The 13,704-nt window shown below is 44.8% G+C and carries 6 protein-coding genes; 1 reads left to right on the top strand and 5 read right to left on the bottom strand.

Annotation, left to right across the window (positions count from 1 at the left end; genetic code table 11):
- Positions 1-394 precede the first annotated feature (394 nt).
- The gene (locus tag MKZ09_RS02350) at positions 395-6,697 is read left to right on the top strand and encodes a 5'-nucleotidase C-terminal domain-containing protein (protein ID WP_076203613.1); all 6,303 of its coding nucleotides are present in this window, start codon (positions 395-397) and stop codon (positions 6,695-6,697) included.
- 104 nt (positions 6,698-6,801) lie between these two features.
- Here MKZ09_RS02350 and MKZ09_RS02345 read toward each other — a convergent pair whose 3' ends face one another.
- From MKZ09_RS02345 to MKZ09_RS02325, 5 genes are all read right to left on the bottom strand, one after another.
- On the bottom strand, positions 6,802-7,440 hold the full coding sequence (locus MKZ09_RS02345; RefSeq protein WP_076134887.1) for a histidine phosphatase family protein: 639 nt from the start codon (positions 7,438-7,440) through the stop codon (positions 6,802-6,804).
- Between the two features lie 38 nt (positions 7,441-7,478).
- Positions 7,479-8,282 (bottom strand): aminoglycoside N(3)-acetyltransferase, encoded by an 804-nt coding sequence (locus MKZ09_RS02340; protein WP_076203610.1) that lies wholly within the window; start codon positions 8,280-8,282, stop codon positions 7,479-7,481.
- Between the two features lie 73 nt (positions 8,283-8,355).
- Positions 8,356-9,915: a response regulator gene (locus MKZ09_RS02335; protein WP_076134885.1), complete on the bottom strand. Its 1,560-nt coding sequence runs from the start codon at positions 9,913-9,915 to the stop codon at positions 8,356-8,358.
- Positions 9,912-11,822, bottom strand: coding sequence for a histidine kinase (locus MKZ09_RS02330; protein ID WP_081394231.1), 1,911 nt, complete (start codon positions 11,820-11,822; stop codon positions 9,912-9,914). Before MKZ09_RS02330 ends, MKZ09_RS02335 begins: the two co-directional genes overlap by 4 nt.
- 118 nt (positions 11,823-11,940) lie before the next feature.
- Positions 11,941-13,635, bottom strand: a complete 1,695-nt coding sequence (locus MKZ09_RS02325) for an extracellular solute-binding protein (protein ID WP_036682600.1) — start codon at positions 13,633-13,635, stop codon at positions 11,941-11,943.
- Positions 13,636-13,704: the final 69 nt, after the last annotated feature.

The raw sequence follows: 13,704 nt of genomic DNA, 5'->3' as shown, positions 1-13,704 counted from the left end.
AAATTAATAATGCCCTTCCACTTCTCGATAAGAAGCTGGAGGGGCATTATTTTTGTTCCGATACATTCTATATAATTCTAATCTCTATTGTTTTCCCTATGTAAAAATTAACAAAACTCTAGAATAAATTTATCGTAATCCATAATAAATTCAACAATATATATAACATGTAATTAACATATTGGGGATTTATTAACCATAAAAATACTAAATTTATAATTAATATTGTATTTATGCACTGTTTTTATACTAAAATCACAACATTTCAATTTTTAGATTTAATTGATACAAACTTTAATATATATTCATGTAAGACAACCTTTCATTTTACATTTGAATGCTAAGATTTAATAGGTTGTAAATAAAAGATTCGAGGGGAGAATGACTTATCCAAATGATTATTTCTTCAAGAGTAAGGAAATGGTTCGCTACTGGACTGGCAATGTTAATGGTTGCCGGCAGTGTGTTACCAGCTGTCCAGACTGCCGAGGCAGCACCGGATAATAGCAATATTGTTATCTCGCAGGTCTATGGTGGTGGCGGAAACGGCGGAGCAGAGTTTAAAAGTGATTTTATTGAATTATACAATCCTACGAATCATCCAGTAGATTTGACTGGATGGAAAGTTCGCTATACCTCAGCGGCCGGAACCTTTAGTAGTGGAACAGACTTAAATGGAACCATCCCGGCAAATGGATATTTCCTAATTGAGGAGGCCGCTGGTGCTGGGGGAACTACCGACTTGCCTACTCCTGATGTTAGCAAGGGAATCCTTGCTATGAGTGGTACAAACGGAAAAGTCGACCTCGTTGATAAATCAGGTACAACGGTTGATTTAGTTGGCTACGGAACAGCCACAAATGTCGAGGGAAATGCGACCGCTGCTCTCTCCAATACTACAGCCGCTATACGTAAAGCTGCGGCTGGTGCACCGGCTGACAGCCGCGGTCTAGATACGGATAACAACTCTAAGGATTTTGTTGTCCAAGCACCAAGTCCACGGAACAGCGCCTACGGTACGTTACCTGAATTACCGGAAACCGCTAGTTCTGCAGTAGCTTTACCAGCCCCTAATGCCTGGCCGGCTGGTACAGAAATATCTTTGAATTCTCCAACGGTTGGAGCATCCGTCTATGCAGCTGTTTATGGATCAGGTGGTTCAACTAATTTCCAACCTTACACAGGACCTATTACCTTAACTGAGGACACTACGATTAAAGCGTATGCTTCAGAACCAAATATGCCAGACAGCCCTGTATCGACTTTTGATTACACCATTCTGGCCAAAACAGATGTTGCAACAGCACGCCTTGCTAGTAAAGGTCAGAATATTTTAACAGAAGGTATCGTAACTCACATTAATGCAGCAAAAATGTATATTCAGGATGAATCCGGCGGGATCGTACTTTATGGTTTCCCAGAGTTCGCAAACGTTGGAGATCGTGTTGAAGTAAGCGGAACAATGGATATTTACAGCAATCTGCAAGAAATCAAATTCCAAAGTGGACTTCAATACAATGTAGCTGCACAAAATGTTGGGGTGCCTGCCCCAAAATTGATTACAGCAACCGACTTGTCTGCCGCGAACGGCGAAAGCCACGAAGCTCAGCTGGTAACTATGAATAATGTGACCATAGACAATGTAAATGGCAGCACGGTGACTGCTAGCCAAGGTGGACAACCATTCACAATTTTCTCAACCCTGCCTAAACTAGTTAAGGGTAAAACCTTTGACAATATCACCGGGGTTATCGAGCAATATAGTACGACTTATCAATTCATTCCACTTAATGAAAATGCTTTGGTGGAAGAAACTTTTTCCGTTATGGCCAGTCCTGGCGCAGGTCGCATCATCAAAGGAAGTTCTGTGACCCTATCCAGCCCTACTCTTGGAGCACAGATCTACTACACGACCAACGGAACTGAACCAACAACAGCAAGCAAGCTTTATTCAGATCCGATTACAGTTCATCAAGATCTTACCATCCATGCAATTGTCGTAGCAGATGGCAAGACAAGTAAGGTTTATACCTTTGCGTATAAAGCATCTGAGCTCCCTCGTATACATGATATTCAAGGAGAATCTCATACCTCTGAGTATGCAGGTCAGAACGTTTCCGATGTAGAAGGCATCGTTACCCAATATGGGTACACCTTCGCCACTGGCGCTTATAGAGGTTTCTTTATGCAAGACCCTCAGCCAGACGATAATGTCAACACTTCGGAAGGTATTTTTGTATACAGCACTAATTCATCCCTTAAGCCTCAAATTGGAGATTTAGTCCAAGTTAGTGGAGCTGTTTCCGAATACAACGAAGGTAACGCAAGTAATTTAACCTCTACTCAAATTACTATGACTTCAATAAAAGCAGACTCCTCTTCAAGCTATACTGTGCCGGAGCCTGTCGTACTTGGTAAAGGCGGGAGAGCCATTCCGTCTTCCATAATTGACAATGACGGCATGGCTGATTTTGAGCCTAATGAAGATGCAATTGATTTCTACGAATCGTTAGAAGGTATGCTCGTCAAGCTCCCTACCCCTACGATTATCAGTCCTTACTGGACAAGTGGTAGCGGAAATTCCATGCTGTATAACATCCCTACAAGAGTAGAAAATGATACACCTGATGTCATTACACCAGCTGGTGGACTAGTTCTCAAAGAATACAACCAATACAATCCTCAGCGCCTCATCATTGCTTACGGAAACCCGGGTCAAGAAGTCATCACCGGAGATAAGTTCGCGGGAGATGTAACTGGCGTCATCGGATACAACAACGGTAACTTCAAAGTGATTCCGGAAAACGGTAAGCTTCCAGCCATCACTCCAAGTACCTTTAAGCAAGAAACAACTACTCTTGAAGTCAATGATAGTAAGTTGTTGATCGCATCGTATAACATTGAAAACTTCTACCCGGGTGTCGGAGCAACAAAAATCCAGAAACTAGCCGACTCCATCACAAACAATATGAAAAAACCTGACATTATCGGCGTTGTCGAAATGCAGGACAGCAATGGTGAAACCAATAATGGAATCACTGAAGCAAGTGCAGCCGAACTGATTAAAGCCATTGAAACCGCTGGAGGTCCTGTATATAAATACACAGACATCGCTCCGGAGAACAATATGGATGGCGGTGCCCCAGGCGGAAACATTCGCGTAGGATTCCTGTACAATCCAGCAAGAGTGCAGCTTGCAGACAGTGTGAGCGGACAAAAAGGTACAGCTACACAATCCGTTGGATATAATGCAGCGGCAGATCAATTGACCTACAATCCAGGACGAATTGATCCAACAAACTCTGCCTTTACAAGTTCACGTAAACCCCTTGCTGCACAGTTCGTATTCGGTGGCGAAACAGTAATTGTGATCGCTAACCATTTCAATTCAAAAGGCGGCGATACCGCTCCTTTCGGAAACGTTCAGCCCCCTGTATTGTCCAGTGAAACACAACGCCATAAAATAGCGGCGGTCGTCAACGGATTTGTCAAAGAGGTTCTGACTGCAAATCCTAAAGCCAACATCGTAGCTCTTGGCGATTTGAATGATTTCCAATTTACTAAAACTGCAACCCTCTTAAAAGGAACAGAACTAGACAATTTGATCGATACATTGCCTTTAAATGAGCAGTATACGTACACCTATGACGGAAACTCTCAAGTGCTAGATCATATTCTTGTCAGTAAAAATCTAACGGCTTCTTCTAAAGTAGATGTCGTTCATCTAAATGCCGACTTCTCACCATCGAACGGTCGGGTATCCGATCACGATGCGGTTTTGGCACAGATTGATTTTAATACTGCTGAAGACTTCCCACTAACCATTCTGCACACCAACGATACACATGCAGGATTAGATACTGTCAGCTCGCCAAACAACATCTTGCGCCGTGTAACAGCAATCAAAGAGGCCAAGGCGACTACAGAAAATCCTATTCTTGTAGACGCAGGTGATGTGTTCTCCGGAACACTTTACTTCAATAAGTATCTGGGTCAAGCAGACCTGGCCTTTATGAATCTGGTCAAATATGATGCTATGACTTTCGGTAATCATGAGTTTGATAAAGATTCTGATATACTGTCCAAATTCATTGGCAACGCTAAGTTCCCATTTGTCTCCTCCAATGTGAACTTCTCAGCGGATGATATTCTTAGCAAAATGTTCGCCAATGAAATCGGCCGGTCAGGTAATGCTGGAACCATCTACCCTGCGCTGATCAAAGAAGTAGACGGCCAACAGGTCGGTATCATGGGTCTGACGACAGAAGATACGGCGAACATTGCTTCACCAGGTAAAGTGACCTTTGAGAATGCCTTCGCTAAAGCGGAAGCAACGGTTGCTATGCTTGAAAAAGAGAAAGTTAACAAGATTATTGTTCTCTCTCACCTTGGCTATGAAGAAGATCTCAAGCTAGCCAAAGCCGTTAACGGCATTGATATTATCGTTGGGGGTCACAGCCACACACAACTGAATCAAGCCGTTGTAGATAACACCGATCCTAACGCACCGAAGCTTATTGTACAAACCGGTGAAAAAGGTCTTTTCCTTGGCCAACTTGAAGTTAAATTTAACCAAGATGGCGTACTGACCGATTGGAAAGATCAATTAATCTCCATCGATGCTAAGAACGGTACTAATTACGTTATCGCAGAGGATCCTGAAGCTAAACAGATCCTGGATACCGAGTATAAACCGGGGATTCAAGAACTAACCAATGAAGTAGTAGGAAATTCAGAGGTTGTTCTAAACGGCGTTCGCGATAATGTGCGCACAAAGGAAACTAATCTTGGTAACCTGATTGCCGATGGCATGCTTTATGCAGCTCAAAAAGCGGGCACTAATGCCGTAATCGCCCTGCAAAACGGCGGCGGTATTCGCGAATCCATCAACGAAGGACCGATCACACAAGGCGAAGTACTCGGCGTACTTCCATTCAACAACGATCTGGTTACGATCACTCTGACCGGACAAGAAATTAAGGATGCTATGGAGAACGGGGTTTCTAAAACGCCAGCAGCAGACGGGCGTTTCCCACACGTTGCAGGGTTGAAATTCTATTACGACTCTACGAAACCTGTGAACGAACGGGTATTGCGTATTGAAGTGAAAAACGGGGATAAATACGTTCCTCTGGATCTGAACGCATCCTATGAAGTAGCTACGAATGCTTTCACAGCGAAGGGTGGAGATTTCTATACTTCACTTGAAAAGGCCTATAAAGAAGGCCGCGTGAATCTGCTGTACCTACCGGACTTTGATGTATTTACGAAGTATCTGCAGAAGGTTGGAACGGTCACTGCGAACACTTCCGCCGTTGAGGGCCGGATTGTTGATCTAAAAGGTGCACCACTGCCGGAGACAACTCCAACTCCGACACCAGTACCAACACCAGATCCAACTTCAGTGCCTACATCAGTACCAACATCAGTACCAACATCAGTACCAACATCTGCTCCAACAGTACCAACCGCTACAGCTACACCATCACCAACTGTTGCTCCAACTGCGGCACCAATTGCTTCAGCACAAGTAACAACAATTAATGCTGCTGATCTAACTAAACAACTTGCTGAACTGCCAGCGGGTAGCCAAGAGCTGGTTATTCCGGTTAAAGCTACTACAGGTGGCGCTCAAGTAGTGCTTCCAGGCAGTGTGCTTGTAAAACAAGCAGCAGCACAGCCTAACACAGTTCTTACCTTTACTACTGATGGCGCTTCTTATTCCTTGCCACTCCGTGTTGTAAACAGCGCAGCACTTGCCGCTCAATTAGGCACCAGCGACTTTACAATTACGGTCTCCATTCTAGTAGCGAATTCGGGAACACTAAGCAGCACAAACCAAGCTATCGCCTCACAGCTAGGTAATGCTACTTTAGCTGCTCCAGTAATCGAATTCAGCGTTTCAGCGCAAGCCGGAACTAAGAGTGTGCCGCTGAACAATTTCGGCAGCACTTACGTGAAGCGCACGATCAATGTATCTGCCGTCTTAAATTCAAATAACGCAACGGCAGTGGTCTTCGATCCTGCTTCAGGTAAGATCTCCTTCGTGCCTGCTATCTTTGTTCCTAAAACAGATGGAACAACGGACGTTACGATTAAACGGAACAGCAACAGCTACTACACCGTTGTTAAGTCTTCCAAAACGTTCGCAGATATTAACGGACACTGGGCTAAATCATCCATTGATCTATTAGCTACCAAACTAATTGTCAGCGGAACAAGCAACGATACGTTCTCTCCTTCACAGTCGATCACACGTGCTGAGTTCGCCGCATTAATTACGCGTTCTCTGGGACTTGCGACAGGTAATGGTGAGATCACATTTAAAGATGTAAACTCAAGTGCTTGGTATGCTGATGCTATACGCACCGCAGCAGAAGCCGGATTGATTTCCGGTTATACCGATGGCAGCTTTAAGCCGGGTAGCCCAATCACTCGCCAGGAAATGGCCTCGGTATTAGCAAAAGCTATTAAGTACACAGGGAAAACCTTAAATGCCGATCCTGCGGCACTGGCTAAATTCAGTGACGCAGCAAGCATTCCTGCTTGGTCCCAAGCAGCAGTAGCAGAAATCGCTGCTGAGGGAATTATCCAAGGAGCTACCGACGGTTCCTTTGCTCCACAGAAGCTGGCAACTCGTGCCGAAGCGGTTACGATGCTGGAGAAGACATTGAAATCTCTCCAATTTATCAACTAGCAAAAGCTGATCTCCAGCTCTGAAGATAAAAGGCGGTTTCCCGAGTGCGTAATGCACCCGAGGAACCGCCTTTTTTAATAAACCAACCTGATCTGTAGGAAGTGTTATGATTCCATCCCAGCTTCACTCTCTTCGTAATGGCTCGTATCCCCGTGCAGCAGGATTTCCGGCACACCATCCGTAAAATCAACCCTGCATAAGCAGGTCGGATAAATGTAAGGCAGATCCCAGAGCTTAGGCAGCGCTCTGCCCTCAAAATAGGCCATTAACAGCTTAATCACTACTGTATGTGTGACAATAAGAATGGTCTCACCTTGATGGTCAACGAGAATTTCCTGAAGCTTGCCCAGCGCCCGTGCCTGCACCTCTGCGAAGGTCTCACTACCCTCCACTTTAAACTGCTCAGGGTCTTGCCAGAAATTGCGATGCTGCTCCGAATACTCGCTCTCCAGCTCAGTAGAATCACGGCCTTCCCACACACCCATGCCAATCTCTTTGAACGCCTCAGAGGTCTTAAGCGGAGTACTCCGCTCTCCACGAATAATCTCAGCTGTGCGCAGCGCCCTTGGGCTGGGGCTTGCATAGATGACATCCAACTGTTGAGTGCGCATTCCCCGGCTTAGCCATTCTGCCTGTTGCACACCAAGAGCCGTCAGTTCAGAATCCATATGTCCCTGCATCCGATGCTGCACGTTCCATTCCGTTTGACCATGCCGGGTTAAAAATATCGTTGTTGTACTCATGCCAGCTTCTCCTTCCGTTTCCCCTATCCAATGAGGTTCTACTTCCTGTTCTGTTCCATCCAGTTCACTGCATAATCTACGATTTCCCGTTGCGGAAGCAATTGAGCGGTTGCGGAAGCAACCTGTCCATATGTAATAAGCCCCGTCTCTTGTCCAAACTGATCTGCCAGCTGAACGAAATCGTCAGAATCCCAATCTAGCTCCTTAAATTCCACCCACTGTCTAACTCCATCCACCATAATGGGCGCCCCGCCAAGGGTTTCCTTCTTGCCAGCATAAGATGCGCGGCATTCGGCAAGATGCAGGGAAGTATTATTAAGATTGCCTACTCCCAGCAACAGTACATGTCCGCCTAAATCGTAAATACGAGCCAGCGGAGAATCTTCCCCCAGCCCCATTTCAAGCGAATGACCATACATAATTTCGTCTCTATGCTTGCCCCAAGCGGCAAACGAATGTATCGGATGGTCACTGCGTTTTACTCCTTTTTGTTTACGGAAGCAGTCCGGAATAACCCCCATTCCTCTAAGTTGGGTCAGGTCTGGATCATAAGGCGGCATCTGCTCGCGGATACTCTGCCACCACGCCTCCGGCACCGGTGGGTTGCTCCAGCCTGCGGGATCAGTTAGGTCACTTGAATGAGTAGGCATTACCAGCGTGCCAGATTCTCCGAGGACCTCCTCCAATGCCAAAATAACAGCGACCGGGCCCCCGGCTACCCATTTGCCTAACGATTTAAAAGAAGAATGCAATAAAATCGTCATGCCCGCCTTAACGCCCAGTCGACGAAAATCCGCTGCTAATGTCTGAACCGTAATCAAATTGCCTTGTATTTCTTCCACCCTTCATTCCTCCAATAAATCTTCTCAAATCCATTATATAGGAGGGCCGCTTCTAAATGCATCTTCAATAGCCTCAACACTCTTCGGATACTATTTTCGCTCTATAATCACCTGGGGAAATCCCCTCCAGCTCTTTAAAAACACGGGCAAATTGTTTACTATTCTCGAAGCCTACCTCTTCTGAGACTGTTGCGAGCTTACTGCAGCCTTTTGCCAATAGCTCTTTAGCGTGACGGATGCGGACCTTTTTTAAATAGATAACAAAATTCTCACCGGTATATGCCTTAAAAGCTTCGCTGAAATAAGAATAATTCAGGGATACATGATTGCTGACCATAGCCATATTCAGTGGACGGGCGTAGTTGGCTTCAATATAGCTCAGTGCCTCTTCCATATCCGCATGCTCGGTATGCGCAGACCTTACGCCTACAATGTATTCATTCACACTCAAGAGTAAGTTCTCCAGCGCACGATAATATTCGTGGAAATGACGATAGTTGTACATATTGCCTACCGTACGATACAGCTTCAATACCTCTACCGAGGCTTCGCCATGCACCCGAAACACTTCATCCAACACCAGCTCGTTTACATTCTGTCCCACGGACTCCAGATAAGCTAGGTCCAGTTCCTTCAAATGCTCAGTTTGAAAAATCACAGATAGAAGATGCTTCATCTCCTTCTCGCGTTCTGTTCCCAGCATATTGAGCAGCTTGCGAAGCTCCTCCTTCGGTAACGGAAAGTTAGACCGTCCCTGGCCAACATCCCCATAATCCAATAAACTCACTTGCGGATATAAAAAAGTATATTGCAGTGCCCGGCAGGCTTCCTTATAACAGGAACGGAGGTCCTCAAGACTTCCTCCTTCGCTGCTAATCCCAATCGATAATCCCTTTATTTCCTTAGCTTCAGCTTGTCTGGACAGCTCCATAAAATCCTGTTTTCTGCTCCCGATCAAGACTAATTTGCCATCCCAATCCGTTGTGATTTCCGAGAAAAACTTTTCAAGCGGACCGATCAATCGTTCCGCCAGTCCCTGAACATCCCCCGACTTCATTCTTGTTCCGTCATTGTAATAGTAATTCAACACACCAACTGTAAAAGGTGCTTGCAGATCACTTAGCCACTCTTGCTGCTCACGCTCCAGCGGAACCTCCTGCTGCATTAGCAGTCCCCGTAAACGACTGGACCGCAGTTCCCTGCGGAAGTGTTCCGTTTCCTGTTCCAGCTGCCTTGCGCTGAGATCCTGTTCTTCCTGTTCCTTATCGATATTCTTCAAAATTTCGAACAACTCATCTCGGCGGATCGGCTTCAGCAAGTAATCCTTCACGCGATAACGAATCGCGCTTTTGGCATATTCGAAATCATCATACCCGCTTAAGATCAGCACTGCCGGGCTTTTCTCACCACTTGTTACCTTAGATATCTGCTCCAACAGCGTAATTCCATCCATCACTGGCATACGTATATCTGTAATAATAATATCTGCACCTTCGGTCTTAAAGATCTCGAAACCCTCTGCGCCATTACTCGCCATTGTGATGGTATACACGGACGGAAATTCTCTTTCTATCATAGTCTTGAGACCGTAACGGATATTCTTTTCATCATCAATGATCAGTAGCTTCTTCATAGTTGTTTTTCTCCTGTCAAAAGAACTTTCGGCAAGGTCAGACGTACCATCGTCCAACTCCCTGCTTCACTCTGTACTACAAGCCCATATTCATCACCATAAAAGATTTGCAGTCGCTGATGTACATTCCTCAGTCCAATACCACCTGTTCGGCGGTCAACATCCCTCTGTTCTGAGGCACTCTCACAGCGCTCATCTTTCGCATAAATCGCCTCGTTCAAAGCAACCAAACACTCTGGAGTTAAGCCGATGCCATTATCACGAAGCTCTATGCAAATATCACCTTCCGTTTCCGAAATATGAATATGAATGTTCGGGTCCTGTAAATTCTCTTTCCCGTCGCACCAAGCATGCTTAACACTGTTCTCTACAATAGGCTGCAGTGACATTTTCAGCACCTCCAGCTCCAAATATCGAGGTTCAATATGAAGCACTAACTTAACCGGATATTCAAAACGAATATTCATCACTTCAATGTAATTTTCGATATGGCGGACTTCATCCCGCAGCTTCACATACTCTCCGGACCATTTAAAATTATAGCGCATCATCCCACCCAGCGAAGTCAGTGCATCCGAGATCGTTCGCTGATTCTCAATTTCAGCCAGCATTTTTATATTTTCCAGCGTATTATATAAAAAATGTGCGTCAATCTGGTTATGCAGCGTACGCAGCTCTGCCTCTTTAGACAACGCCTGCTTGCTCACTGCCTGAGCCACCAACGTATTGATGGTGTTCATCAGCTTGGAGAAATGATGGGCAAGCTCCCCGACTTCCCCTCCACCACGAATCATTATTCCAGTGTACGCTTCACCTCTGCGCACTTTTTTCATCGTTTCGGTCAATCTACGTAGATTTTTTAGAATAAAGGCATTTGTCACATAAGCGATCAGCGTTAGTAAAGTAATAAAACCAACATTGGCTCCAATGATTAAGTTGCGCGTGCGGGAGATATCCTTCATCACCCCCTCCATTGACACTACATTTAGCAAATAAGCATCAATTCGTTCTAGCGGAGTGTTAATTAACAAAAACGATTTACCATTCTCCGAGTAATTACTGTCCCATTCGCCAGTTTCCCGGAACTGCTTATACCGTTCTGCAATCATATCAGCCATCTCTAGATTATCCTGCAAAAAAGAGTTGTCCGGCCTGGTGAAAAGCTGCAGCTCACTATCCACAAGGAACATCTGGGTCTGATTATCCCGTACATCTGTATACGTCTTGGGTGTAAACCGACTCAGCAGCATATCCACCTGCACCATGCCAATATGATTGTCTGCTGGCCGACTCTTCTCACGCAGCAAAGAAACCTTTGGCAGACTCTCCGTCGGTGCTCCCAAGTATCTCTGCATCAAATCCGGATCATTTTTCTGAAAAGACCAGTATTCCTGCCCCTTCAATTGAAGCGCTTTCTGAAACCATGGGGTGGAAGAAACCCGCTCTTCGCGAAAGATAATCGGCCAAATTTCATGCACCTTATTACTTCTCGAATACAGCCGTAAATGCTCAATATTCGGATTATTAAATTGAATACGAGTCATATTCACATAAGCATTTGTATTAAAATCAACCAAATCTACTAGCTGCGGTTCGGTTTCATTCGCTAAGAATTTTTCTACTTCGGCATCAGAATAAGCCATTTGCGCCGCCCGTTCCATCGCTTCAATCTGATTATGAATATGCAGCTTCTCCATTTGCGACAAATAATCATTTTTCTCGACGGCATCGCGGAGATAGGTATTATTAATGGCTTTATAGGAATAGACAGAAACCAGCATACACGGGCCTAAAACAATAAAAACATACGCTGCAATTAAACGGCTCTGAAGTGATCTTCGCCCCCACCAATAACTAAATGAATGCCATAATGCTCTGGTTCGATCTCGCCTATTCACTTTATACACTTCTGTCCTGTCCACCTCGCTAAAATAGTGAATATTCAAATACTTGATATCTATTCCTTATTATAATTCGAAAATAACCCAAAAGCCCGCAGTTAGCGGGCATTTTGGGTCATGCTTTTTATTTTATGGACAGCTTCACTTTATTCTCTTCATATTTCTTTTGTTGGTAGGCATCAAATACATCTTCGCCTTCCTTCTTTCTCTTCTCTAAATACTCATTCCAAATCTTATCGAACTCCGCATCGGAGGAAGCCATGAGCAACTTCGGCATAGTTTTACCGCGCAGCTGTTTCAGCTTCGAAGCGATGATGCCTTCAGGAGAGTTTCCTGTTGGTTCGATTTGTTGGAACTCGGAGGAGCCTATGGATTTACCTCTAGTCCAATCTTCCAATTGCTTAAATGGTTCTACCGATTTAGGAGCCCATTGGTCCGTGATGTTCGTATTTTGCAGCATCCAGAATGTAAAGGAAGATCCGATTTGCTTATCAAACGTCGAACGGTCTTTATTCATCAAATCAAACACTTCTGGTTTAAATTGATCTTTTCCATCAATCGTATCGTAGCTGACACCTTTTTCGCCTAAGAACAAGTCTTTGTTGCCTTCTTCACTGTTCAAGTAGCTGAGGAAGCGGATAGCACGTGCTTTATCCTTAACATCTTTGGAGATCAGTGTTACCGTCCAACCGGAGATACCAGGGCCATCAAGGGTTGGTTTATCCAAATTCGTATTGGAAGGTCCGTCAACAGCGATATACGTTTTGGTTGGATCCTGTTGGTAAATCGTTCCTAGCTGTGCTGCAAAGTCTGTACGTTGATACAGCATTGCGAAATAACGGCCTTGGGCAATTTTTTCTTCCATTTGTGGGCGTTTGTCGATAAAGATATCTTTAGCCAGCAGACCGTCTTGATTCGCTTGACGAAGTGCCTTCATCCAGCGGATATATTCAGGATCGGTTTCACGAGCATATACCTTGCCATCTTTTTCTCTTGGGATTGCCAAGAAGTTCTGCAGATAACCTTCCAAAGAATCGTTACCGTTCTCGGTAAATTCATGCAAACCAAGTGGAATAAGCGGCTGTCCATTTACGTCAGGGAATTTCTCTTTCGCTAATTTAAGCGCATTCAAGAAACCTTCTGGTGTGCGCATATCTGGACTTCCAATAGCTTCATACATATCCTTGCGGACAGCGAATACTTGGTTGGATACGTAATTTTCCCCATATTTCTCATAGTCGGCAGGAGAGGAAGAAGAGTTAGGATAGCCATACACATTGCCGTCTTCTTGTGTATACCAGCCCAGCTTATCAGCATCGGATACTTTAAAGAAGTACGGATCATATTCATCAGCAAGTTTGTTCAATGGAAGAACAAGTTCACCTTCGACCATTTTCTTAATCGCATCTTCCCAGAAACCCAAAGTGATGAAATCAGGCAATTTACCGGATGCAATCAGCGTGTTAAGCTTCTCATTCTCGTTACCAGCCGGAACGATGAAATTAATATCAACTCCGGTCTTCTTAGTTACATATTGAGAGGTTGGGTCCACGCCCCATTTATTAGGGAACCATGAGAAGTTCAGGTACCAGTCAAATGTAATAGGTGAAGTATCAATCTTCCATCCCGGTTCATCTGCTGATAATGCAGCAGCAGTCGGTTCAGCACTTGCCTCCGTATTAGTAGCTTTAGCGCTGTTAGCATTACCTTCGGCATTCTTACCAGCATTATTCCCGCTGGAGCAGCCTGCGGCTGACAATGACATCATTATTGCGAGAAGCAGAACTCCCATTGCTTTTGGCTTACGTTTCATGCCCATGCTTGTTTACCCCTTTTCTATGAATGTTAATTATAAGCTCAACCCCAGTGCCTACAGCTGTAGGCAACC

The organism is Paenibacillus sp. FSL R5-0908 (genome assembly GCF_038006245.1).
GTDB classification, from domain to species: Bacteria; Bacillota; Bacilli; order Paenibacillales; family Paenibacillaceae; genus Paenibacillus_AQ; species Paenibacillus_AQ odorifer.
The sequence above is the reverse complement of the archived record's forward strand: the minus strand, read 5'-3'. Positions and strand labels throughout refer to the sequence as shown.

Coding starts and splice junctions, on each gene's coding strand:
- MKZ09_RS02350 (WP_076203613.1), top strand. CDS start 395: ATGATTATTTCTTCAAGAGTAAGGAAATGGTTCGCTACTGGACTGGCA.
- MKZ09_RS02345 (WP_076134887.1), bottom strand. CDS start 7,440: ATGAGTACAACAACGATATTTTTAACCCGGCATGGTCAAACGGAATGG.
- MKZ09_RS02335 (WP_076134885.1), bottom strand. CDS start 9,915: ATGAAGAAGCTACTGATCATTGATGATGAAAAGAATATCCGTTACGGT.
- MKZ09_RS02325 (WP_036682600.1), bottom strand. CDS start 13,635: ATGGGCATGAAACGTAAGCCAAAAGCAATGGGAGTTCTGCTTCTCGCA.